The following is a 21,817-nucleotide window of genomic DNA, read 5'->3' as shown; positions in this document are numbered from 1 at the left end:
CGCGGTTTGCGCGCACGGCCCTGATTTCATTGTTCTTTTTGAGCTTATGCGCCCGGGTTGCAGGTGCCCAGGGAACCGCCTGCGAACATCGGGTGATCGGGTGCGTAGGTGACCTGCGCCGCCGGGGTGACTTCGACAACTTCCAGAAGGTCGAATTCCGAGGTCGGGTTTTCTTTACCCTTCACGACCAGCACGTCCTTGAAGCACTGGTGGTCGTCGGCGCGGTACAGGGTCGGACCGTTGCCCATGCCGTCGAATTCGAAGCCTTCCAGGGCCTCGCCGACTGCGCAGGGGTTGAACGAACCGGCGCGTTCGCACGCATCCGCATAAAGCAGGGTCTGCACATAGCAGGTATGCGCGGCCTGACTCGGCGGGAAGCCGTACTTGGTGCCGAAGGATTTCACGAAGGCTTTCGAACCCTCATCCTGCAGCGACCAGTGCCAGTTGGTCGAACCGACGATGCCCTTGATGTTTTCGCCGGCGCCGCGTGCCATCAGGCGCGAGAACAGCGGAACCACGATTTCGAAGTTCTTGCCGTTCACCTGCTTGTTGCGCAGGCCGAACTGAACCGCGTTGGTCAGCGAGTTCACCATGTTGCCGCCGTAGTGGTTCAGAACCAGAACGTCCGCGCCCGAGTTCAGAACCGGCGCGATGTAGGACGAGAAGTCGGTCGCCGCCAGCGGGGTCAGAACGTTGTTGACGGTTTCCCAGCCCATGGCTTCGGTCGCGGCTGCGATCGATTCCTGCTGGGTCCAGCCCCAAGTGTAGTCCGCGGTCAGGTGATAGGCCTTGCGGTCGGTGCCGTAGAGGTTCTTGAGCACCGGCGCCAGCGCGGCTGCCGACATGTAACCGTTGAAGAAGTGACGGAAACCGTTCGCCTTCTTGTCCTTGCCGGTGGTGTCGTTCGAGTGGGTCAGACCCGCCATGAAGATCACGCCGGCTTCCTGGCACAGGCCCTGAACGGCCACGGCCACGCCCGAGGACGACCCGCCGGTGATCATGATGGCGCCGTCTTTTTCGATCATCGACTTGGCCGATGCGCGGGCGGCGTCCGATTTGGTCTGGGTGTCGCCGGTCACGTATTCGACCTTCTTGCCCAGGATGCCGTTGCCCTTCAGCGCCTTCGACGAGAACGTGTTCATCATGCCGCCGTCGCCGCCACCGTTCAGGTGTTCGACCGCCAGCTCATAGGCGCGCAGTTCGTCGGCGCCCTCATCCGCATAGGGGCCGGTCTGGGGCACGTTGAAGCCCAGGGTGACGGTGCCACCGGTGGGTTCGTTCGTATAGGCCGCCGCCGACGATGCGGTGAAGATCGTCGGAAGCGCGACGCCGGCACCGGCAACGGCACCCGACTTCAGCACGCCACGACGCGTCAGATTGGTCTTGGACATAAATTCCTCCCGTTTTGTGATTTGCGGCAAGCCTCCTCAAGCAGTGCCGCGCGCACATTCGTGCAAATTGATTATCAGCGCGGAAAAGAAAACTTCGCAACAACGGCTTTTGACGAAACAATTTTTTTGTAAATTTATGCACAATACTTTAGTATACTATGTAAAGAAATTATTCGGCAGCGCAGAAATGCGTTGATTTGGTTGGAAAAACGAAATGCCGCAGCGTCAGCTTACCGGAACGCGTATCAGGGAAAGACGCCTCATGCAGGGGCTGCGGCAGGCCGATTTGGCCAAAAAAGCCGGTATTTCCGCATCCTATCTGAACCTGATCGAACACAATCGGCGCAGAATCGGCGGTAAATTGCTGTTGTCGCTGGCCGATGCGCTGGGCGTCGAGCCCTCGGCGCTGACCGAAGGGGCCGAGGCGGCGCTGATCGCCACCCTGGGCGAAGCCCGCGCCGCCGGGGAAATCGCGGCCACCGACAGCGAACCGCCCGAGGATTTCGCCGGTCGTTTTCCCGGCTGGGCCGAATTGCTGGTGCGCCGTCATCGCCGGGTGCTGGAACTGGAACGGATCGTCGAAACCCTGACCGACCGGCTGACCCATGACCCGCATCTGGCCGCCGCGCTGCACGAGGTCCTGTCCACCGTAACCGCGATCCGGTCGACCGCCGGCATCCTGGCCGATACGCCGGAACTGGAACGGGAATGGCGCGACCGGTTCCAGCGCAACATCAACGAAGACGCCAAGCGGCTGGCCGAAAGCGCCCAGACGCTGGTGAGCTATCTCGACGAGGGCGGCGAGGAAGAAACCGGACTGGCCGCGCCGCAGGACGAACTCGATGCCTTCCTGACCGATGCGGGGTTCCATTTCGAGGCGCTGGAAACCGGCGGGGCGGGGGAAATCGACGGGGTTCTGCAGGAAAGCGAGCGGCTGCAATCGGCGGCCAGCCGGGCGCTGGCGCGGCAATATCTGCAACGCTATGCCGAAGACGCCGCCGCCCTGCCGCTGGCCGACACGCTGGCGGCGCTGCCCGGAACCGGGGCCGACCCGGCGGCGCTGGCGCGGCGCTTCGGCGTGTCGGTGGCGCAGGCGATGCGCCGGATCGCGGCGCTGCCCCCGGCCAGGGGCGTGCCGGCGGTCGGCATGGTCAGCTGCGACGCGTCGGGCACGCTGGTCTTCCGCAAGCCGGTCGAGGGCTTCGCGCTGCCGCGTTTCGGCGCCGCCTGTCCTAAATGGCCGCTGTTCCAGGCGCTCAGCCGGCCGCTGCTGCCGATCCGGCGGCTGGTGCAGCAGGATATGCGCGGCCGCGACGCCTTCCTGGCCTATGCCATCGCCGAACCGGTCTCGGCCCCCGATTTCGGCCATGCGCCGCTGTTCCAGGCGCATATGCTGCTGGTGCCGCCGGGGCCTTCCGATCAGGATCGGGACGGGATCGACGGGCTTGGCGTGAACTGCCGGATTTGCCCGCGCGAGGGCTGCGACGGCCGCCGCGAACCGTCGATCCTGACCGATGGGTTTTGACTCGTGGCCTTATCTTCGTGATAAAGACTGAAATAATGCTCTGTGGGGAGGCGGTGCATGGGCAAACATGTCCTGGTGATCGAGGATGAACCGAACATCATCGAAGCGATCAGTTTCATTCTGTCGCGCGATGGGTGGGCGGTTGATACCCATTCGAACGGCCATGACGCCGTCGATGTGGTCCGCGCCAAGGCGCCGGACCTGGTGATCCTCGACGTCATGCTGCCGGGCAAGAGCGGATACGACATCCTCAGCGAATTGCGCGAAGACGCCCGCACCCACGACCTGCCGGTGCTGATGCTGACCGCGCGCGGCCAGACCAAGGATCGCGAATTGGCCGAACGGATCGGCGCCAGCCGCTTCATGACCAAACCCTTCTCCAATGCCGAGGTGCTGGAGGCGCTGCGCGAACTGGTGCCGCAATGAGCGGCGAACGCTCGCCCCTGTTCCTGGAACGGCGCAGCTACCGGCTGCGCCGGGTGATGGACGCGGCGCGGCTGATGCCGTTTCTCGGCGCGCTGCTTTGGGCGGTGCCGGTGCTGTGGCCGGGGCAGGGCGAAGACGGGGTCAGCAGTTCCAGGGCGATCCTCTACATCTTCCTGGTCTGGGCGGTGCTGGTGGCGCTGACCTTCGCATTGACCTTCTGGCTGGACGACAGCGTCGAAACCGACGGCAAAGAAGGCCGCTGAATGGGCGCGCTCAACGTTCTCATCGCGGTCTGCCTGACCTATGTGGCGATGCTCTTCGTGGTCGCCTTCATGGCCGAACGCGCGGCGCTGCGGGGGCGGACGACCTGGCTGCGTTCGCCGCTGGTCTATACCCTGTCGCTGTCGATCTACTGCACCGCCTGGACCTTCTACGGTGCGGTGGGCAACGCGGCGCGGTCGGGGATGGAATTCGTCACAATCTATATCGGCCCGACGCTGGTGATGCTGGGCTGGTGGTGGGGGCTGCGCAAGCTGGTGCGGGTGGGCCGGACCCAGCGGATCACCTCGATCGCCGACCTGATTTCGTCGCGCTATGGCAAATCGCCTTTGCTGGCGGTCTTCGTCACCATGATCGCGGTGATCGGCACCACGCCCTATATCGCGCTGCAGCTGCAATCGGTGACGCTGTCCTTCGCCTCCTTCGCGCGGATCGATCCGCAGGCGGTGCAGCTGGCCGACAGCGACGCCACAGCGCTTTGGGTGGCGGCGGGGCTGGCCTTGTTCACCGTGCTGTTCGGCACCCGCAACCTGGACGCCAACGAACGCCACCACGGCGTCGTCATGGCCATTGCGCTGGAAGCGGTGGTCAAGCTGTTCGCGCTGGTGGCGGTGGGGGTCTTCGTGGTCTGGGGCTTAGGCGGCGGCGTGTCGGAAACGCTGGCGCGGATCGACGCGTCGGATATCGGCACCTGGCAGGTCGATAACGGCCGCTGGACGGCGCTGATCCTGCTGTCGGCGGCGGCCTTCCTGACGCTGCCGCGGATGTTCCAGGTGCTGGTGGTGGAAAACGAGGACGAAAACCACCTGCGCACCGCCAGCTGGGCCTTTCCGACCTACCTGATGATCATGAGCCTGTTCGTGGTGCCGATCGCCGTTGTCGGGCTCGACGTGATGCCCGAAGGGGCCAACCCCGACCAGTTCGTGCTGACCGTGCCGCTGAGCCAGGGCCAGCAGTCGCTGGCGATGCTGTCCTTCCTCGGCGGGTTTTCCTCGGCCACCTCGATGGTGATCGTGGCGGCGATCGCGCTGTCGACCATGGTGTCGAACCATATCGTGATGCCGATCTGGCTGAAGATCGCCAAGGGCGGCGCGGTGATTTCCGGCGACGTGCGCAGCGTGGTGCTGGTGTCGCGGCGGTTTTCCATCGCCGGGGTGCTGGCGCTTGGCTACGCCTATTACCGGTTCTCGGGCGGCGGCGCGGCGCTGACCTCGATCGGGCTGATCAGCTTCGCCGGGGTGGCGCAGTTCCTGCCCGCGCTGATGGGGGGAATTTTCTGGCGCGGGTCGAACCATACCGGCGCGCTGGCCGGGATGTTGGTGGGCTTCTTGATCTGGGCCTATTCGCTGCTGCTGCCCAGCTTCGGGCCGGGGGTGTTCCTGCCGGCCGGGCTGCTGGAACACGGGCCGTTCGGGATCGGCTGGCTGAAGCCGCAGGCGCTGTTCGGGATCGAAGGGATCGATCCGGTGGTGCACACGGTGCTGTGGTCGATGTCGCTCAACACCGGGGCCTTCGTGCTGTTTTCCATCCTCAGCTTCCCGCAGCCGATGGAACGGTTGCAGGGCGCGCAATTCGTCAACGTGTTCCAGCATTCGGGCAACCCGCAGGGCTGGTCCGGCGGGCTGGCCCAGGCCGAGGACCTGATGGTGATGGCGCAGCGCATCCTGGGCCCCGACGAGGCGCAGGCGCTGTTCCAGCGCGCGGCGGTGGAACAGGGGCTGGGTGGCTACCTGCCGGACCCGACGCCGGATTTCCTGCAGAAGCTGGAACGCGAATTGTCCGGCTCGGTCGGCGCCGCCACCGCCCACGCGATGGTCAGCCAGATCATGGGCCGCGCCACCGTGTCGGTCGAAGACCTGCTGGCGGTGGCCGACGAGACCGCGCAGATGATGGAATACTCGTCCCAGCTCGAGGCAAAATCGGCGGAACTGACCCGCACCGCCCGGCAGCTGCGCGCGGCGAACGAGAAGCTGACCCAGATTTCGCTGCAAAAGGACGCCTTCCTCAGCCAGATCAGCCACGAATTGCGCACGCCGATGACCTCGATCCGGGCGTTTTCGGAAATCCTGCGCGATGGCGACGATCTGGATCAGGGCCTGCTGGCGAAATATTCCGACATCATCCACCAGGAAGCGATCCGGCTGACCCGGCTGCTTGATGACCTGCTGGATCTCAGCGTGCTGGAAAACGGCCAGGTCAGCCTGAACATCCGCGAGGGATCGCTTCAGGATCTGATCAATCAGGCGCTGGCCTCGACCGGGGCGGAAAACAGCGGGCTGCGCATCCGCCGGATCGGGATTTCCGACGATATCGTGATGGAAACCGATCTCGACCGGCTGGCGCAGGTGTTCATCAACCTGATCGCCAACGCGCAGAAATACTGCGACGCGCAGGACCCTGAACTGACCATCCGGGTGATCGAGCGCGACAATTACCTGATCGTCGATTTCGTCGATAACGGATCGGGCATCCCGGCGCAGGCGCAGGACATGGTGTTCGAGAAATTCAGCCGGGTCAGCGATCACAAGGCGGCGGGCGGCGCCGGGCTGGGCTTGGCGATCTGCCGCGAAATCATGCTGCGGCTGGGTGGCGCCATCGCCTATCTGCCGGGGCAGGGCGGGGCGGCGTTCCGGGTCAGCCTGCCCGCCAAGCTGAAACTGGCGGCGCAGTAGGGGGCATTATCTCCCGATCTTCCGGCGGCCTGTGGTTCACATATCCCCAAACGAAAAGCGCCCCGGATTTGATCCGGGGCGCTTTCGTCATGTCTCAGGCGAGGGTCCTCAGGCTTCCAGCTGCGGCCGCAACTGGTTGAGCATGTAGCCCGCCTTGGCCGTCGTCAACAGGATGTCGTCGGCGGACATCTTGCCGGCCTGACCCAGGGCCCAGGCCACCGTCGAGCGGGTGCCCGAGGCGCAATAGGCCAGCACCGGACCACCGGCGGTTTCCGCCAGATCGGCCTGCTTGGCGATATTGTCCGGCGTCATGGTCTGGTGGGTCAGGGGCAAGACAACGAAGTCCACCCCCTGTTCCTTAGCTGCAGCTTCGATCGCCGCGGCCTGGTGGGACGGGGGATTTTCCTCGTCCGGCCGGTTGCAGATCACCCGGGTGAACCCGGCTGCCTTGATCGCGGGAAGGTCTTCGACGCTGATCTGAGGCGTCACGGAATAGCGGGGGGTGATTTGTCTGATATCCATGACCGCAGCCTTATTGCGCCGGGGTCTGGGAGTCTACAGACGGTTTTTCCATCCGGTCCAGCGCGTCCCGCACCTTGGGCGCGAACAGCATGCCCACCATCATCGCCGCGACGAAGATCCAGTGGTTCACGCCGCCATAGGTCAGCGATGCGATCGACGGACCCGGGCACAGACCGGCCAGGCCCCAGCCGAAGCCGAACAGAACCGACCCGACGACCAGGTTGCGGCCCAGGTTCGGGGCCGGCGGGGTCGGGAAGTTGCCGCCCACCAGCGGCTTGCGGCCGGGCACCATGCGCCAGGCGAAGAACATCGGGATGATCGCCCCGCCCATCACGAAGGCCAGCGTCGGGTCCCATTCGCCGAACACGTCGAGCCAGCCCTGCACCTTGGCGGTGTCGGTCATGCCCGAGATGAACAGACCGGCGCCGAACAGGCCGCCGGCGATGAAAGCATAGATAATACGCATCAGACCCACCCCAGCATGTGACGGAAGATGATCACGGCGATACCGCCGGCCATGATATAGAACACGGTGGCGACGATGCCGCGCAGCGAAAAGCGCGAAATCCCGCAGACCCCGTGACCCGAGGTGCAGCCATTGGCGATCCGGGTGCCGATGCCGACCAGCAGGCCGGCGACGATGATCACCGCGATATTGCTGGTGATATGGGTGTCGACCGCGCGATAGAGCGGGTAAAGCGGGATCGGCAGCAGGAACACGCCCGCCAGGAACGCGGCGCGCTCCTTCCAGGTGTCCAGGCCGCTGCGGTCGACCAGACCGCCGATAATGCCGCTGGCGCCCATGATGCGGCCATTGGCCAGCAGATAGACCGCGCCCCCGAGCCCGATCAGCAAACCTCCGACCAGACCCCAGATCCAGTCGACGGGAATATTCTCCAACATCGCGTTTCCTTTCCTGTTGATAGTGTTTTAAGCGCAGAAAGCCCCAGCCACCGCTATTCGCTCCGGTGGGCTGGGGCTCCTTTTCGTTTATGCGCTCAGAGCTTGTTGACGGGCACCTTGAGGAACACGTCGCCTTGTTCGTCTGCCGGCGGCATCTGACCGGCGCGCATGTTCACCTGCAGCGACGGGATGATCAGCTTGGGCATGGCCAGCGTCGCGTCGCGGGTGTCGCGCATTTCGACGAATTCCTCTTTCGACTTGCCAGCGCCGATATGGATGTTCTTCGCCTTCTGTTCGCCGACGGTGGTTTCCCACGCGTATTCGTCCCGGCCCGGCGCCTTGTAGTCGTGGCCGACGAAGATGCGGGTTTCGTCGGGCAGCGCCAGGATTTTCTGGATCGAGGCATAGAGCACTTCCGACGACCCGCCCGGGAAGTCGCAGCGCGCGGTGCCGAAATCGGGCATGAACAGCGTGTCGCCCACGAAGGCCGCGTCGCCGATCACGTAGGTCAGGCAGGCCGGGGTGTGGCCCGGGGTGTGCAGAACGTCGCCGCGCAGCTGACCGATATGGAAGCTGTCGCCTTCGACGAACAGCTGGTCGAACTGGCTGCCGTCACGCTGGAATTCGGTGCCTTCGTTGAACACCTTGCCGAAGGTGTCCTGCACGATCTTGATGCGATCGCCGATGCCGATCTTGCCGCCGACCTTTTCCTGGATATAGGGCGCGGCCGACAGGTGGTCGGCATGGACGTGGCTTTCCAGCAGCCATTCGACCTGCAGGTCGTTTTCCTGGACGAAGGCGACAATCGCGTCCGCCGACTTGGTGTCGGTGCGGCCCGAGGAATAGTCGAAATCCAGAACCGAATCGATCACGGCGCAAGATTTCCCGTTCGGATCCTGAACGACATAGGAAATGGTGTTGGTGGCTTCGTCGAAGAATGCGGTTACGATGGGTGTCATGGTCCTATCCTCTGTTTCATAGCAACATATAATAAAAGCTGCATATGTATCAAGTGTAATTTCAACTGATTTGCATATTGACCTGCATCAAGGCTGGCATTTCCAGAAATATTTAATCGTCTGTTGGAATTACAAGGAGCGCGCAAATGACGAAAATCGAAGACCGCAAGGCCGTTTTGCTGAAGCGCCTGTCCGAACTGGACAGCCGGTTGCATACGATCGAATCCGAACTGGACACCCCGCATGCCAAGGACTGGGACGACGCCGCCATCGAACAGGAAGGCGAAGAAGTTCTGGAACATCTGGGACTGGCCGGGCAGGATGAGATCAGAAGCATCCGCGCGGCGCTGAAGCGCATACGCGACGGCGAATACGGTTTTTGCACCCAATGCGGCGCCGAGATTTCCGCAGACCGGCTCGACGTGCTGCCCGCGACGCCGTTTTGCAAGGCTTGCGCGGCCGCGCATTAAGGCGCGCCGCGGCTCAGAGACATCACCGACCACGGCAACCGGAGGAGGACCCGCCATGTCTGAACAGAAATTCCTGGACCTGATCGAGAAGCTGGAGGCCGAAATCGAAGCGGCCGACGAAAGCGCCCACAAGGAAATGCAGGCGCAGCTTCACGCCACGGTCGAACAGATGAAGGCCAAGGGCTTCAAGGTGCCGCAGCGGCTGCAGCAGCTGGATTACGATCTCGAAGACGAAGCGGTCGAAGATATGTTCGACAACATGCCCGTATAACTTGGGTCGCGCGCCCGCCCGAGGCTTGCGTTTTGACCCAACCCTTTCCACACTGCCGGGAAGATCCCGGCGGTGTCGCCTGTTGCGACCCGCCGTTTCGGAATGAGGTAGCCCCTTGGCGAAACTGATTGAGGTCGATCATCGCGACGGCGTTGCGGTTCTGACGCTGGACAACGGTCCGGCCAACCTGCTGTCCCGCGACCTGCGCGCCGCCCTGATCGACCGGATCGGCGATTGCAACGCCGATCCATCCGTCATCGCCATCGTGCTGCGCGGCGCCGGGGCCGGGTTTTCCACCGGTGTCGATTTCGCCGATCTTGAAACCCCGCCCGAGGCACCCACGCTGTCGGACCTGTGCCGTGTGGTCGAAGACAGCGGCAAACCCGTCGTCGCGGCGCTGCATGGCCGGGTTCTGGGCGGCGGGCTGGAATTGGCGCTGGCGGCCCATGCGCGGGTGGCCGACCGGGCCAGCCTGCTGGGCTTTCCAAGTTTCGCGATGGGGCTGCTGCCCGAGGCCGGGGCGACCCAGCTTCTGCCGCGGCTGATCGGCGCCGGGCTCAGCCTCGATCTGATCCGGGCGCCGCGGCTGGTGCCGGTGGAGGCCGAGGGGCTGGAAGCCCTGTCCGACCGGATCGTGTCGGGCGGCGCGGAGGAGGCGGCGGAAACCCTGGCGCGCGACCTGGCCGCGCATCCCGAGCGGTTGCGCCGCAGCCGCGACCGCCGCGACGGGTTTGCCGATCCGGCGGCGTTCCAGGCGGCGATTTCACGCGCGCGCCACGATCTGGACGGGCAGGACCGCCCGCCCGACACCCGGCTGATCGATTGCGTCGAGGCCAGCCTGATCATGCCCTTCGATGCTGGCCTGGCCTTCGAGGAGGCGGCGGTGGAGGATTGCCGCGACGCGCCCTATTCCAAGGGGCTGCGCCATGCCTATCAGGCGATCCATCGGGCGCCGAATTTCCCCGAACGGCTGCAGGCCGGGTCGCACCGGATCGCCGCGCTTGGCGTGGTTGGCGGCGGGCCTTCGGGCACCGCGATCGCGGCGCAGGCCGCGGCGGCGGGGCACAAGGTGATCCTGTTCGAACGCAGCACCGAAGCTTTGCGGGAAGCCCGCTCGCGCATCGCCGCGGTGCTCGATGCGCTGAACCCGCGCGAGGGGGCCGAAACCGTTCTGGACCGTCAGGTCGATCTGACCACCGACCTGACCCGGCTTGCCTCCGCCGGTATGGTGATCGAGGCGGTGGCCGAAAATCCCAAGACCAAGGCGCAGGTCTTCGCCGCGCTGGATCAGGTCGTCGGCGAGGATGCCATTCTGGCCACGAATTCGGCGCTGTTGCCGATCGCCGATATCGCCATGGTCACCACCCATCCCGAACGGGTGATCGGGCTGCATTTCCACACCGCCCCGGCATCGGCCCCGCTGGCCGAGGTCATTCCCGGTCTTCAGAACGATCCCGCGACCATCGTTACCACCGCCGATTTCGCCACCGGGCTGGGCCGCACCGTCCTGCGCTGCGGCACCGGCGGCGGCACATTGGGCGAAGCGATGCTTTGCGCGTTGCGCGCGGCCGCCTGGTTCGCGGTGGAACAGGGCGCCAGCCCCTATGCGGTCGACCGGGCGCTGATCCGCTTCGGTCTGCCCAACGGCGTGTTCCGGGCGCTGGACCGGCTGGGGCTGGACGTGGCGCTGAAACGGCTGGAGCTTTTGCACGATCACGCTGCTTACCCCACCGGGTTCCGCGCCCCGCTGCAAAATCTGGTCGATGCCGGGCGCACCGGGCTGCGCGCGGGCGCGGGGTTCTATGGTTGGGACGAACACCTGGGCGATCACGAAGATCCCGATATCGCGGCCATTTTGGGGCTGGAACCTTCCAGGGGTGCGGCCCCGTCCGAGCGCCAGATCGAACTGATCTGCATCGCCGCGATGGCCAATCAGGGCGCGAAACTGCTGCGCAGCGGCGCGGCGCTGCGCCCGTCCGACATCGATGCGGCGATGATATTGGGCCACGGTTTCCCGCGTCCCCGGGGCGGCCCGATGAAAGCCGCCGACATGGCCGGGCTGTTCACGGTGTTGCAGGAACTGCGCCGTTTGACCGATGCCGCGCCGGATATCTTCGATCCCGAACCGGGTATCGCCGCGCTGGTCCGCAATGGCGAGGAATTCGATGTGCTGAACCGGCTGGGCCGCAACCGCCGCACGATTCCGGAGTGATCAGGCCAGGAAGATCCCCAGGATCACCATCATCAGCCCGATCACCGACAAAAACAGCGCCGCCATGTTGATCGGCACCACCCGCTTGACCGCCTCGCGCAGCTCGTCTTCGCTCAGCCCGGCGCGTTTCGCGGAAGCGACCTTGAAGATGCACCACAGCAGACCGGCAAGCCCGGCCACCGAAATCGCGGCACCGCCCCAGATCAATCCCTCCATCGCACCTTCTCCGTCCTTCATTGCGCGTCTTGACGGGCGTAACGGATCGGCGGCGTCTTGGCAACGTGGCGCAATTTCGCAGGCCGCGCAGGCAGGCGCCACTTGCGGCGAGCGGGGCAGGGCGCTAGGGAAGAACAAAACCAGACGGAGGCAGCTTCATGGATGAGACGAATATCGACGCCAGCTATCGCGTGACCGCAGACGAGCTGCGCCAGTTTATAGAGCGCTACGAGCGGCTGGAGATGGAAAAGAAGGACATCGCCGAACAGCAGAAAGAGGTGATGGCCGAAGCCAAGGGCCGCGGCTACGACACCAAGGTGATGCGCAAGGTGATCGCGCTGCGCAAGCGCGACAAGGACGACATCGCCGAGGAAGAGGCGGTGCTGGAAATGTACAAAGAAGCGCTCGGCATGGCCTGAGTTGCAAAGCCCGGGGCGCGCAAGACCCCGGGCTTTTTCTTTGCTGGGGCTGGGGGACAAGCCGTCACAAAGAAATCTCATCTGGCACTGCGCCTTTGGCATCTGCCGGGCCGCGGACGCCGAAAGGAAAGGGCAGCCCCGAAGGGCTGCCCTTTTTTCGATCAGGCCAGCAGGTCGAAGGTTTCGCTGCCGATCATCAGGTTGATCTGTTCCTGTTCGGCGCCATCGATCAGCGCCCACATGATCTGCCCGGTCGGGCGATAGATCACGAAGGCTTCCTCGACATCCGCCTGCCCTGCGAAGGGGGTTTCGACGAAATTGACCTGGAACTGGTCTGCCGTGGCTTCGGTGTTGCCGAAGACCAGAACGTCGCCTTCGGCGGCATTGTAATCCTGGATCCAGTCCGACCCGTGGCCTTCGACCCCAAGGTGGAAGAACTGGTCGGCCCCGGCGCCGCCGTTCAGCCGGTCGTGGCCGTAACCGCCGTTCAGGAAGTCATCGCCGTCGCCGCCGAACATCTGATCCGACAGCGCATGACCGTTCATGTGGTCATGACCCTCGTTGCCCGCCATGGTGTCGGCCCCGAACCAGCCGATCATGTCGTCGTCGTCCAGGCCGCCATACATCGCGTCATTGCCATAGCCGCCGTCCATGGTGTCATTGCCTGCGCCGCCATACATGTTGTCGGACAGGTCGGTTTCGGTATCCCCGCCGCTCAGCGAGTCGTTGCCGTCGCCGCCGGACAGCGTGTCATGGCCTTCGCCACCTTCCAGCGAGTCGTCGCCTTCCCAGCCCGACAGATAGTCGGAGCCGCTGTTGCCGCGCAGATGGTTGTGCTGCTCGTTGCCTTCCAGGTGGTCGTCGCCTTCGCCGGATTCGATGTCCTCGATCCCGTCGAACAGGTCATAGCCGTGGCCGGTGTTCTGCGCTTCGGTCAGCCGCAGGTCGACCTGGGTGTTGGTGGTGCCGACATAGGTGACGCCATCCTGGCCTTCGCCCCCGTGATAGTAATCGTCGCCATCGTCGCCGTCTTCGCCGTGGAATTCGTCGTCGTCGCCGGAATCCTCATAGTAGTCGTCATTGTCGTCGCGCTGATAATCGGTGCTGGTCGCCGCGGCGGCCACGATGTCGTCCAGCGCGGTCATGTCCAGGGCGCCATAGCCCTCGGCCACGCCCACGTAATAGCCGGTCTCAGCCTCCAGTTGGAAAATCGTCCATTCCTGGGTGCTGTGATCGGTTTCGATTTCGACCACGTAGTCGCCGGACACCTGGTAGGTTTCGTTCGGCGAAATCCATTCGGGTTCGATGGAACCGTCGTCATGCACTTCGCTCAGACCGAGCACGGTGGTGCCGGTATCGTCGAAGGTGAACATATAACGGTCGCCGTCGCCCATGCCGTAGCCGCTTTCGGCCGCGTCGTCTTCGCCGTCCGTTTCGGAATCGCTGACTTCGGACCACAGGCCGGTGTCCGGGTCCTGTTCATAGACCGTGGTTTCGGTCCCGTCTTCGTCGGTCTCGGTTTTCACCACGCGCCCTTCGATCAGTTCGTAGGTCTCATCGGCTCCGATCGGATCGTTCTCTTCGTTGCCAAACGCATCCACTTCGATCACCGCGGTGATCGCGTTGTTTGCGTCGAAGGTGAAAATGTAGTGATCTTCGCTTTCTTGGGACATCGGGGTCTTCCTTTTCATACCTGTATCCTGCCGGACGGATTTGTCCGGGGGTCGCGGAAGTGGTGCACGTTTCTCGCCTTTCGCCCAACCAACTCAGGTACGAAAAACCTGAAATAAACCTGAGTTTATGACATGTTTTTGTTACATTTCGCGTCCGTTTGCCGGGCGTGAGGCATGAGCACCCAGTTCGTGCGAGAGAGAAACCGGCGGATTGCCGTCATCGGGATCATTTGCAGTGTGGGGCTGGAACGCGCCCGAATTATCGCATACTGCAAGGGGCAAGAATTGGAGCAATCTGCGAAACGCGGACATCTCCGGAGGCAAGGACGGCCCAAACCGGAATTTGCCTTGGAGCATTGCTTTCAAATACGAACATCATAATAAGTCAGTCCAACTGACCTCGGGGAACGATCGCAATGAACATGCTGGGCACTTTCATCAAACCGATGCATCCGGAAGGGCGCAAGTTTGTCGCGATCTTTGCCGCGATTACCGTCGGGCTTTTCCTTCTGTCGGATATCCTCGGCTGGATCGGCGTCATCCTGACGATCTGGTGTTACTATTTCTTCCGCGATCCGGAACGTGTCACGCCGGATCGCGAGGGGCTGATCGTCAGTCCGGCGGATGGAATCGTTTCGCTGATCGAAAAGGCGGTTCCGCCGACTGAGCTCGGGATGGCCGACACCCCGCTGACACGGGTCAGCGTGTTCATGAGCGTTTTCAACTGTCACGTGAACCGCGCCCCGATTTCCGGCACGATCACCGCGGTCGCCTATCGCCCCGGCAAGTTCTTCAACGCGTCGCTGGACAAGGCCAGCGTCGATAACGAACGCAACAGCCTGTGCATCCGGATGGAGGATGGCCGCGATCTGGCCGTCGTGCAGATCGCCGGGCTGGTGGCGCGGCGCATCGTCTGTTTCGTGAAGCCGGGCGACGACACCGAGACCGGCAAACGGTTCGGGCTGATCCGCTTCGGGTCGCGGCTCGATGTGTATCTGCCCGAAGGGGTGGTTCCGATGGTCAGCATCGGACAGACGATGATCGCGGGCGAAACGGTCATCGCCGAGTTGAATGCGGATACCAGAGGTTAGACGAGCGCCCAGATGGTAAAAGGTCCCGATAAAGCATCAAGCGAACTCGCGCTGATTCAGCTGCTGCCCAACATGCTGACCATCACGGCCATTTGTGCGGGCCTGACATCGATCCGCGCGGGGTTCCACGGGAATTATGTGCTCGCGGTTCAGCTCATCCTGGCGGCCGCCATCCTCGACGGTCTGGACGGGCGGGTGGCGCGGCTTTTGAGCAGCGACAGCAAGATGGGCGCCGAGCTCGACTCGCTGGCGGATTTCCTGAATTTCGGCGTCGCGCCGCCGCTGGTTCTCTATTTCTGGGTGCTGGAAGACATGCCCAGTTCCGCCTGGCTTGCGGTTCTTGCCTATACGGTCTGCTGCGTGGTGCGGCTGGCCCGGTTCAATGTCAGCGGCAAGGCTAAGGACGCCCCCAGCGAAAGCCCTTATTTCACCGGCGTGCCGTCGCCTGCGGGCGCGCTTCTGGTGATGCTGCCGATGTTCATGTCCTTCGCCTTTGCGAATGCGCCGATCCTGCCGGGCATCGTGATCTGTTTCTACATGGTCGCGATCGGGTTCCTGATGATCAGCCGGATACCGACCTGGTCGTTCAAGACGACGAAGATTTCGCGCCGCAATGTGAAATTCTTCCTCGTCGGTTTCGCCATCGTCGGCGGTGCCGTCGTGACCAATCCCTGGAGCACGCTGGTCGTGATCTGCGTCGGCTATGTCGTCATGGTGATCTGGGGCCTGATCGACAGAGGCAGAGCTTGAAAATAAAAAGGGGAGCAGCGGGTTGGACATAAAAGCGGTAAAGGCGTCGTATGCCCGATGGGCCCCGATCTATGACAGGACCTTCGGGGCGGCCACCAATGCAGGCAGGCGTCGGGCGGTCGACTATATCAACGCCCGGTCCGGCAAGGTGCTTGAGGTCGGGGTCGGCACCGGGCTTTCGCTGCGGCATTACAAACCCGGCCTGCAGGTGACGGGAATCGATTTCAGCGAGGAAATGCTCGGCAAGGCCCGCGAGAAGGTTCAGGAACTGGACCTGGGCGCCACCGTGGAACTGCGCCAGATGGATGCCCGCGAACTGGATTTCCCCGACAACCACTTCGACACGGTCGTCGCCATGCATGTCCTGTCGGTGGTGCCCGAGCCGGAAAAGGTGATGGCCGAGATCGCCCGCGTCTGCAAGCCGGGAGGCAAGGTGGTGATCACCAACCATTTCAAGAGCAGCCGGGGGTTCCTCGCCCTGCTCGAAAAAGTCACCGCGCCGCTTGCCAGCATCATCGGCTGGCATTCCGATTTCGAGATGGAAACGGTGCTGGGGGAAAAGGACCTGAGCATCGAGGAGCAGAAAACCCTGCCGCCGGTCGGGATGATGACGTTCCTGGTTCTGGGCAAGGCGGAGGCCGCGTAGCGCCGCGACCCTGTCCGCGCGCGGCCGCTTTCAGGGCCAGTTCCTGGTCTCCACCTCCTGCCAGCCGGGAAAGACCGGCGCGCCGGGTTTTTGCGCCTGTGTCGACCGCAGCATGTCCAGGCTGCGCTGCAATTCCGGTCTGGACATATCCCGGGCGATGATCACGATCCGCGAGGTGGTGTCGATCATGTGCCAGTTTTTCAACGGGACGGGCGGGTCAAAAATATGCTGCACGCCGTGAAAGACGAAGGGTGTCTCGATCCCTTCGAGGAAGACGATACCCTTGACGCGCAGGATGTCGGCGCCCCGAAGCGCGATCAGCGTGTCGAGCCAGTAGTCGAACACGGAATCCTTGATCGGTTGTTTCAATATGATCGATTCCGAACTGATCCGGGCGTCATGCGGCGAAAATCCCGGCGCCGGACCCGTGGCGGCCAGGCCGGAGAGATTGGCAAGCGGATCGGCAGGCGCCTTGAGCGCGGCCTGCGGCGAGACCCAGGCAACGGCGGCGTCGGGCGTCACGTCGCGCCGCAGGCCCGAACAGCCCCACAGGACGCCCGGCGCCTGCGCCGCTTCTGACACGTCGATGATCCGCGCGGTGGCATTCAGCCCTGCGAGCCGGGATCTGAAGGCCGCGACCTCCGCCGGGGTCGCCAGGTCGGTCTTGCTGAGCAGGATCAGGTCCGCCGTGGCGATTTGCGAAACGGCCTCGAACTGCGCATCGAGCGTTTTCGGCCCGTTGACCGCATCGGCAAGCGTCACCACCCCGTCCAGATAGGTATGGGTCGCCAGGAACCGGTCGACCAGCAGCGTCTGCTGGATCGGGGCCGGGTCGGCCAGCCCGGTGGTTTCGATCACCACCCGTTCGAAATCCAGATCGCCCTGCGCGCGCCGTTCGATCAGATCGGCGATGGTCTGCGCCAGGTCGCCCCGGATCGAACAACAGATGCAGCCCGACGACAGCAGCACCACCTCTTCGCTGGTGGCCTCGATCAGGTCGTGATCCAGCCCCACCTCGCCGAATTCGTTGACGATCACCGCGATGCGGCCGGTGCCGGGATCGGCCAGCACCTTGTTCAGCAGCGTGGATTTGCCCGCCCCCAGGAAACCGGTGAGCAGGGTCACGGGAAGGCGTGTCTCGGTCATACTTCGTCTTCCGGATCGGTGATCGGGTCCAGCACCAGCAACAGCCGGGTTTCGCCCGACCCTTCGATCGGCGGCGACCGGTGCAGCAGGCCGGAACGGGGTGTTTCAGGCCATTTGGTGCCGCGCAGCAGGATCGGCGCGCCGGTGGGCACGGTCAGCACGGGGTCGGGATCGGCGCCGTTCTGCGCCACGCCATATTGCGTGCCGGTGCCGCGATAGGTGCAGACCAGCCGCGCGGTGACCGCGTCGACGTGGAATTTCCGGCAGGCGTTGGTGGTCACCACGTCGAGGCGCAGCCGCAGAAAGGGCGCGCGCATGACCTGGCCGAACATATCCGCCAGCGCCGCGATATCGTCGATCAGCAGGGTGCGTTCGTTGCAGGCGGGCAGTCCGGTGGCGTCGGCGATCCGGGTCACCGCTTCGCGCACGGCCCCGGGGCGCAGGATGATCCGCGCACGTGGCAGCTGTTCGGGCGGCAGGGCGTCGATCCAGCGTTGGAACCTGCCCAGCGGCTGGCGTTGCCACAGCACCGCCGCCGCGCCGGGGTGGTGGATGGCGGCAAGCTCCTCCGGCAGCTGCGCGATCTCGACGCCGGGGATGAAGGACACGAGTGTTGTTTGCCGGGCACCGGCACGGGGGAGGGCGGAAAGCGTCGGGGTCTGTGTCATCTATTAGTCCTCCGGGAACGGTCGCGCGCAGCATTACGTAACTATAATAGTTACTAGATATTCGCAACAGGCATTGTTACTTGATCCGTACTCATGCGGGAGCCCGGAATTGAAGCGAAACAGCCGCCTATCACTTGCCCTTCACACCCTCGGTCACATGGCCGGGGACCCCGATCGCGTTCGCACCTCGGCCGATATCGCCGCCCATGCCGGGACCAACCCGGTCGTGGTGCGCCGGGTGCTTGGCCGCCTGCGCGAGGCCGGGCTGGTCACGTCCGAGAAAGGCCATGCCGGCGGCTGGCGGCTGGCGCGCCCGCCACAGCAGATCACGCTTGCCGATATCTACCTGGCGCTGGACGAACGGCTGGTCGATGCCCGGGAAGAAACAGGGCATTCCGACTGCGCGCTGGAACACGCGCTGCAGCACAAGGTGGCTTTGGTGCTGGAAGAAATCGAAACCCTGCTGACCCGGCGGCTGTCGGAAATGACCATCGCCGATCTGGGCGATCCCGGCGCATAAGGTGGAGACGGGCGCGGTGCGACGCCCGTCACAGTCACTTGATCCCGGCGCGCATGAAACTTTGCACGAATTGCCGCTGGAACAGCAGGAAGGCGATCAGCAGCGGCCCCGATGTCATCAGCGTGGCGGCGTTGATCACCGACCATTCGATACCGGAATCGGTGGTGGAAAAGACGCTCAGCCCCACCGTCACCGGCCGCGTTTCGACCGAATTGGTCACGATCAGCGGCCACAGGAAATTGTTCCAGTGATGGCTGACCGACACCAGCCCGTAGGCCAGGTAGGTGGGCTTGGCCAGCGGCACATAGACCCGCCACAGGATCGCCAGCGTCCCCGCGCCCTCGATCCGCGCGGCGTCGTCCAGTTCCTGCGGCACGGTCATGAAGGTCTGCCGCAGCAGGAACACCCCGAAGCCCGAGGCGATATAGGGCAGGGCGATGGCGGTGATCGTGTCGACCAGCCCAAGCGTGCGGATCATCTTGTAATTCTCGACGATCAGGATGTCGGGCATCACCAGCAATTGCAGCAGTACCAGCGCGAACAGCACATCGCGCCCGGCGAAGCGGTAGCGGGCGAAGGCATAGGCGGCCAGAGTGCACAGCACGAACTGGCCGATCAGGATCGCGGTGACCAGCGTGAAGGTGTTGAGGAAATAGCGCGCGAAGGGCGCGGCGGCCCAGGCCTTGGCGAAATTGTCCAGCGTCAGCGGCGCGTCCAGCACGAAGCGCGCCTCGTATTCGGCCGGGTGCACCGCCGTCCAGATCGCGTAAAGTAGCGGCAAGATCCACAAAAGCCCCAGCAGAATGGCGCCCGAATTGGCAAGCCAGCGGTCAAAACGCGTCATTTGTAATGCACCTTGCGGTCGAAGAAGAAGAACTGCCCGATCGCCAGCAGGCACAGCAGCGCCAGCATCACCACCGTCAGCGTGGCGCCATAGGCGGTGTCCCAATAGCGGAACGAGGTTTCGTAGATATAGAACAGCAGCAGCGACGAGGCGTTGTCGGGTCCGCCATTGGTCAGGATGAAGATGTGATCGACCAGCCGGAAGGAATTGATCACCGCGTTGATCGACACGAACAGGGTGGTGGGCATCAGCAGCGGAAAGGTCACCCGGCGGAAGATGGTCCAGCCGTCCGCGCCCTCGATCCGCGCGGCCTCGGTCAGCTGCGGCGGGATCGATTGCAGCGCGGCGAGATAGAAGATCATGAAGAACCCGGCTTCCTTCCAGATCGTCACCGCCATGATCGCGGCCAGCGCGGTATCCGGACTGCCCAGCAGGTTGGTCTGGCCGAACCCCATCGCGCCCAGCAGCTGATCGATCAGCCCGAAACCGGGGGTGTAGAAGAACAGCCAGATATTGGCGACCGCGATCAGCGGCAGGACGGTGGGGGTGAAATAGGCCATCCTGACCAGCGACCGCCCGGTGAAGGCGCGGTTGACGAACAGCGCCATGACGATGGCCAGCGCGATCGATACGGGGATGGTGCCCAGGGCGAACCACAGGTTATTGCCCAGCACCTTCCAGAACACCGGGTCGTCGAACAGCCGGTCGTAATTGTCCAGCCCCACGAACCGGCTGGGCCGCCGCCCGCGCGGGGTGGAAAAGAAACTGTTCCAGATGGTGGTAAGCGCCGGGACATGGGTGAACAGCAGCAAAAACACCATCGCCGGCAGCACCAGCAACCATCCGTGTATCCATTGGCGTTTCTGCATCGGGAACCTCGGGTCGGAAAAAGGGGGGGCGGGCCCGGACAGGCCCGCCCCGGTCAGTCTCAGCGATAGTCGGCGAGGATGGCGTCAGCCTTGGCCTGCGCTTCGGCCAGCGCGGTGGCGGCGTCCTTCTGGCCGGTGATCGCGGCGGCCAGAGCATCGTTGAAGATCTGGGTGATGCGCTGGTTCTGGTAGGTCGACAGCTCGGCCACGGCGAATTCCAGCTGGTCGCGGGCGATCAGGGCAGGCGGGAAGTCCTTGGCGTATTGCTTCATCGTCTCGGTTTCCCAGGTGGCCGGGCGCGGCGCGACATAGCCGGTCGCCATGGTCCACTTGGCCGACTGTTCCGGCGCGGTGATCCACTTGATGAAATCGACGGCCTGCGACAGCTGCTCGTCCGAGGTGCCCTTGAACAGGTAGAAGTTGCCGCCGCCGGTCGGTGCGCCGCGGCGCTTGTTGGCGGGCAGCATGCCGACGCCGAAGTCGAACGGCGCGTTCTTGCGCACGTTGGTCAGGTTGCCGGTGGTGGTCCACATCATCGCGGCCTGGCCCTCGAAGAAGGCTTTCGGCGTGGCGCCCCATTCGACGATGCCGGGCTCCATCACGCCGTGATCCTTGCTCAGCGACACCATGTATTCCAGCGCCTCGACCACCTTGGGGTCGTCGAAATTGGTCTTGTTGCCGTCGGCATTGGCCAGGATCACGTCATTTTCCGTGGTCAGGCCCTGGAACAGCCAATAGGGGAAGCCCGAGCTCGGGATGCGCACGCCCCATTGGGTGACGTTGCCGTTGGCGTCCTTCTTGGTCAGCTTCTTGCCCATCTCGACCATTTCTTCCCAGGTCGCGGGCGGGGTTTCGGGGTCAAGACCGGCCTCGGCGAAGGCGGCCTTGTTCCAGTACAGCACCGGGGTCGAGCGCTGGAACGGGATGCCGTAGGTCTTGCCGCCGGTCTGGCTGTTTTCCATGAAGGCCGGGTAGAAGGAATTCAGCCATGCGCGATCTTCGTCGGTCTTGATGAAATCGTCGAAGGGCAGGATCAGGTCTTCGTCGATCAGGGTGAACATGTCCACCGCCAGCGCCACCGACAGCTGCGGGGCGTTGCCGCCGCGCGCGGCAGTGATCACCTTGGTGATGGTGTCCTGGTAGGACCCGGCATAGACGGCGTCGATATTCACGCCGGGATGATCGGCGGTGTATTCATTGGTCAGCGCCTCGATGGTTTCGGCGGCACCGCCGCCGACGGCGACCGGGAAGTAAAATTGCAGGTCGACGGCCTGGGCCGGCAGCGCCGAGGCCAGGGCCAGGGTTGCGGAGGCGGCGGCCCCCTTGATGAGCTTGGCGAGCATAG

Annotated in this window: 24 protein-coding genes; 12 read left to right on the top strand and 12 right to left on the bottom strand. The window is 63.9% G+C overall.

Annotated elements, in window-relative coordinates; genetic code table 11:
• Positions 1-44 precede the first annotated feature (44 nt).
• Positions 45-1,391: a substrate-binding protein gene (locus GR167_RS05050; RefSeq protein WP_160972340.1), complete on the bottom strand. Its 1,347-nt coding sequence runs from the start codon at positions 1,389-1,391 to the stop codon at positions 45-47.
• 214 nt (positions 1,392-1,605) lie between these two features.
• Here GR167_RS05050 and GR167_RS05045 point away from each other — a divergent pair, with 214 nt between their 5' ends.
• From GR167_RS05045 to GR167_RS05030, 4 genes are read left to right on the top strand one after another with little or no spacing between them, the layout of a single operon-like run.
• Complete coding sequence (locus GR167_RS05045) at positions 1,606-2,916, top strand: helix-turn-helix transcriptional regulator (protein WP_160972339.1); 1,311 nt, start codon at positions 1,606-1,608, stop codon at positions 2,914-2,916.
• A 57-nt stretch (positions 2,917-2,973) separates the two neighbouring features.
• Complete coding sequence (locus tag GR167_RS05040; protein WP_160972338.1) at positions 2,974-3,342, top strand: response regulator transcription factor; 369 nt, start codon at positions 2,974-2,976, stop codon at positions 3,340-3,342.
• Positions 3,339-3,605, top strand: coding sequence for a hypothetical protein (locus GR167_RS05035; RefSeq protein WP_160972337.1), 267 nt, complete (start codon positions 3,339-3,341; stop codon positions 3,603-3,605). Before GR167_RS05040 ends, GR167_RS05035 begins: the two co-directional genes overlap by 4 nt.
• Positions 3,606-6,293: an ATP-binding protein gene (locus tag GR167_RS05030; RefSeq protein WP_160972336.1), complete on the top strand. Its 2,688-nt coding sequence runs from the start codon at positions 3,606-3,608 to the stop codon at positions 6,291-6,293. It begins immediately after the preceding gene.
• 108 nt (positions 6,294-6,401) lie between these two features.
• On the opposite strand, the gene GR167_RS05025 is transcribed toward GR167_RS05030, so the two are convergent.
• The 4 genes from GR167_RS05025 to GR167_RS05010 all read right to left on the bottom strand — a co-directional run bounded on the left by GR167_RS05025 (position 6,402) and on the right by GR167_RS05010 (position 8,677).
• Positions 6,402-6,815 (bottom strand): protein tyrosine phosphatase family protein, encoded by a 414-nt coding sequence (locus GR167_RS05025; protein WP_160972335.1) that lies wholly within the window; start codon positions 6,813-6,815, stop codon positions 6,402-6,404.
• Between the two features lie 10 nt (positions 6,816-6,825).
• Positions 6,826-7,281, bottom strand: a complete 456-nt coding sequence (locus GR167_RS05020) for a YeeE/YedE family protein (RefSeq protein ID WP_160972334.1) — start codon at positions 7,279-7,281, stop codon at positions 6,826-6,828.
• Positions 7,281-7,706, bottom strand: coding sequence for a YeeE/YedE family protein (locus tag GR167_RS05015; protein ID WP_160972651.1), 426 nt, complete (start codon positions 7,704-7,706; stop codon positions 7,281-7,283). Before GR167_RS05015 ends, GR167_RS05020 begins: the two co-directional genes overlap by 1 nt.
• A 107-nt stretch (positions 7,707-7,813) precedes the next feature.
• The gene (locus GR167_RS05010; protein ID WP_160972333.1) at positions 7,814-8,677 is read right to left on the bottom strand and encodes an MBL fold metallo-hydrolase; all 864 of its coding nucleotides are present in this window, start codon (positions 8,675-8,677) and stop codon (positions 7,814-7,816) included.
• 146 nt (positions 8,678-8,823) lie between these two features.
• On the opposite strand from GR167_RS05010, the gene GR167_RS05005 reads away from it, so the two are divergent.
• The 3 genes from GR167_RS05005 (at position 8,824) to GR167_RS04995 (ending at position 11,630) form a co-directional block, all read left to right on the top strand.
• Positions 8,824-9,147 (top strand): TraR/DksA family transcriptional regulator, encoded by a 324-nt coding sequence (locus GR167_RS05005; RefSeq protein ID WP_160972332.1) that lies wholly within the window; start codon positions 8,824-8,826, stop codon positions 9,145-9,147.
• 55 nt (positions 9,148-9,202) lie between these two features.
• Entirely contained in the window at positions 9,203-9,418 is a 216-nt protein-coding gene (locus GR167_RS05000) for a hypothetical protein (protein WP_160972331.1), read from the top strand.
• Positions 9,419-9,533: 115 nt separating this feature from the next.
• The gene (locus GR167_RS04995; RefSeq protein ID WP_160972330.1) at positions 9,534-11,630 is read left to right on the top strand and encodes a 3-hydroxyacyl-CoA dehydrogenase NAD-binding domain-containing protein; all 2,097 of its coding nucleotides are present in this window, start codon (positions 9,534-9,536) and stop codon (positions 11,628-11,630) included.
• Here the strand turns inward: GR167_RS04995 and GR167_RS04990 are convergent, their stop codons facing one another.
• Positions 11,631-11,846 carry a hypothetical protein gene (locus tag GR167_RS04990; protein ID WP_160972650.1) on the bottom strand — a complete coding sequence of 72 codons (216 nt, stop codon included), beginning with the start codon at positions 11,844-11,846 and terminating at the stop codon, positions 11,631-11,633. It abuts the gene before it with no gap.
• Between the two features lie 158 nt (positions 11,847-12,004).
• On the opposite strand from GR167_RS04990, the gene GR167_RS04985 reads away from it, so the two are divergent.
• A complete protein-coding gene (locus GR167_RS04985) occupies positions 12,005-12,265 on the top strand; it encodes a DUF2312 domain-containing protein (protein ID WP_160972329.1) in 261 nt (86 codons plus the stop codon).
• 161 nt (positions 12,266-12,426) lie between these two features.
• Here GR167_RS04985 and GR167_RS04980 read toward each other — a convergent pair whose 3' ends face one another.
• The gene (locus GR167_RS04980) at positions 12,427-13,938 is read right to left on the bottom strand and encodes a calcium-binding protein (protein WP_160972328.1); all 1,512 of its coding nucleotides are present in this window, start codon (positions 13,936-13,938) and stop codon (positions 12,427-12,429) included.
• 416 nt (positions 13,939-14,354) lie between these two features.
• Between GR167_RS04980 and GR167_RS04975 the strand changes: the two genes are divergently transcribed.
• From GR167_RS04975 to GR167_RS04965, 3 genes are read left to right on the top strand one after another with little or no spacing between them, the layout of a single operon-like run.
• Complete coding sequence (locus tag GR167_RS04975) at positions 14,355-15,029, top strand: phosphatidylserine decarboxylase (RefSeq protein ID WP_160972327.1); 675 nt, start codon at positions 14,355-14,357, stop codon at positions 15,027-15,029.
• A 12-nt stretch (positions 15,030-15,041) separates the two neighbouring features.
• Positions 15,042-15,779: a CDP-diacylglycerol--serine O-phosphatidyltransferase gene (pssA, locus tag GR167_RS04970; RefSeq protein WP_160972326.1), complete on the top strand. Its 738-nt coding sequence runs from the start codon at positions 15,042-15,044 to the stop codon at positions 15,777-15,779.
• Positions 15,780-15,801: 22 nt separating this feature from the next.
• Complete coding sequence (locus GR167_RS04965) at positions 15,802-16,425, top strand: class I SAM-dependent methyltransferase (protein ID WP_160972325.1); 624 nt, start codon at positions 15,802-15,804, stop codon at positions 16,423-16,425.
• A 30-nt stretch (positions 16,426-16,455) separates the two neighbouring features.
• On the opposite strand, the gene GR167_RS04960 is transcribed toward GR167_RS04965, so the two are convergent.
• Together GR167_RS04960 and GR167_RS04955 are read right to left on the bottom strand one after the other, a co-directional pair.
• Entirely contained in the window at positions 16,456-17,571 is a 1,116-nt protein-coding gene (locus GR167_RS04960) for a CobW family GTP-binding protein (protein WP_160972324.1), read from the bottom strand.
• The gene (locus GR167_RS04955) at positions 17,568-18,239 is read right to left on the bottom strand and encodes a DUF1826 domain-containing protein (protein WP_160972323.1); all 672 of its coding nucleotides are present in this window, start codon (positions 18,237-18,239) and stop codon (positions 17,568-17,570) included. The genes GR167_RS04960 and GR167_RS04955 overlap by 4 nt, the downstream gene beginning before the upstream one ends.
• 109 nt (positions 18,240-18,348) lie before the next feature.
• On the opposite strand from GR167_RS04955, the gene GR167_RS04950 reads away from it, so the two are divergent.
• Positions 18,349-18,759 (top strand): RrF2 family transcriptional regulator, encoded by a 411-nt coding sequence (locus GR167_RS04950; RefSeq protein ID WP_160972322.1) that lies wholly within the window; start codon positions 18,349-18,351, stop codon positions 18,757-18,759.
• Positions 18,760-18,793: 34 nt separating this feature from the next.
• On the opposite strand, the gene GR167_RS04945 is transcribed toward GR167_RS04950, so the two are convergent.
• From GR167_RS04945 to GR167_RS04935, 3 genes are read right to left on the bottom strand one after another with little or no spacing between them, the layout of a single operon-like run.
• A complete protein-coding gene (locus tag GR167_RS04945; protein ID WP_160972321.1) occupies positions 18,794-19,603 on the bottom strand; it encodes a carbohydrate ABC transporter permease in 810 nt (269 codons plus the stop codon).
• Positions 19,600-20,472, bottom strand: a complete 873-nt coding sequence (locus GR167_RS04940; protein WP_160972320.1) for a carbohydrate ABC transporter permease — start codon at positions 20,470-20,472, stop codon at positions 19,600-19,602. Before GR167_RS04940 ends, GR167_RS04945 begins: the two co-directional genes overlap by 4 nt.
• A gap of 59 nt (positions 20,473-20,531) precedes the next feature.
• The gene (locus GR167_RS04935; protein WP_160972319.1) at positions 20,532-21,815 is read right to left on the bottom strand and encodes an ABC transporter substrate-binding protein; all 1,284 of its coding nucleotides are present in this window, start codon (positions 21,813-21,815) and stop codon (positions 20,532-20,534) included.
• Positions 21,816-21,817 lie beyond the last annotated feature (2 nt).

Source organism: Thalassovita mangrovi (assembly GCF_009857745.1).
Lineage (GTDB): Bacteria > Pseudomonadota > Alphaproteobacteria > Rhodobacterales > Rhodobacteraceae > Thalassobius > Thalassobius mangrovi.
This window is presented reverse-complemented; position numbering and strand designations above follow the sequence as displayed.

Bases quoted from the DNA above. Each gene is read 5' to 3' on its own strand.
- GR167_RS05010 (WP_160972333.1), bottom strand. From the start codon at position 8,677: ATGACACCCATCGTAACCGCATTCTTCGACGAAGCCACCAACACCATT.
- GR167_RS04955 (WP_160972323.1), bottom strand. From the start codon at position 18,239: ATGACACAGACCCCGACGCTTTCCGCCCTCCCCCGTGCCGGTGCCCGG.
- GR167_RS04935 (WP_160972319.1), bottom strand. From the start codon at position 21,815: ATGCTCGCCAAGCTCATCAAGGGGGCCGCCGCCTCCGCAACCCTGGCC.
- GR167_RS04940 (WP_160972320.1), bottom strand. From the start codon at position 20,472: ATGCAGAAACGCCAATGGATACACGGATGGTTGCTGGTGCTGCCGGCG.
- GR167_RS05025 (WP_160972335.1), bottom strand. From the start codon at position 6,815: ATGGATATCAGACAAATCACCCCCCGCTATTCCGTGACGCCTCAGATC.
- GR167_RS05020 (WP_160972334.1), bottom strand. From the start codon at position 7,281: ATGCGTATTATCTATGCTTTCATCGCCGGCGGCCTGTTCGGCGCCGGT.
- GR167_RS05040 (WP_160972338.1), top strand. From the start codon at position 2,974: ATGGGCAAACATGTCCTGGTGATCGAGGATGAACCGAACATCATCGAA.
- GR167_RS04980 (WP_160972328.1), bottom strand. From the start codon at position 13,938: ATGTCCCAAGAAAGCGAAGATCACTACATTTTCACCTTCGACGCAAAC.
- GR167_RS04985 (WP_160972329.1), top strand. From the start codon at position 12,005: ATGGATGAGACGAATATCGACGCCAGCTATCGCGTGACCGCAGACGAG.
- GR167_RS05000 (WP_160972331.1), top strand. From the start codon at position 9,203: ATGTCTGAACAGAAATTCCTGGACCTGATCGAGAAGCTGGAGGCCGAA.
- GR167_RS05005 (WP_160972332.1), top strand. From the start codon at position 8,824: ATGACGAAAATCGAAGACCGCAAGGCCGTTTTGCTGAAGCGCCTGTCC.
- GR167_RS04975 (WP_160972327.1), top strand. From the start codon at position 14,355: ATGAACATGCTGGGCACTTTCATCAAACCGATGCATCCGGAAGGGCGC.
- pssA (WP_160972326.1), top strand. From the start codon at position 15,042: ATGGTAAAAGGTCCCGATAAAGCATCAAGCGAACTCGCGCTGATTCAG.
- GR167_RS05050 (WP_160972340.1), bottom strand. From the start codon at position 1,391: ATGTCCAAGACCAATCTGACGCGTCGTGGCGTGCTGAAGTCGGGTGCC.
- GR167_RS05035 (WP_160972337.1), top strand. From the start codon at position 3,339: ATGAGCGGCGAACGCTCGCCCCTGTTCCTGGAACGGCGCAGCTACCGG.
- GR167_RS04990 (WP_160972650.1), bottom strand. From the start codon at position 11,846: ATGGAGGGATTGATCTGGGGCGGTGCCGCGATTTCGGTGGCCGGGCTT.
- GR167_RS05045 (WP_160972339.1), top strand. From the start codon at position 1,606: ATGCCGCAGCGTCAGCTTACCGGAACGCGTATCAGGGAAAGACGCCTC.
- GR167_RS04960 (WP_160972324.1), bottom strand. From the start codon at position 17,571: ATGACCGAGACACGCCTTCCCGTGACCCTGCTCACCGGTTTCCTGGGG.
- GR167_RS05030 (WP_160972336.1), top strand. From the start codon at position 3,606: ATGGGCGCGCTCAACGTTCTCATCGCGGTCTGCCTGACCTATGTGGCG.
- GR167_RS04945 (WP_160972321.1), bottom strand. From the start codon at position 19,603: ATGACGCGTTTTGACCGCTGGCTTGCCAATTCGGGCGCCATTCTGCTG.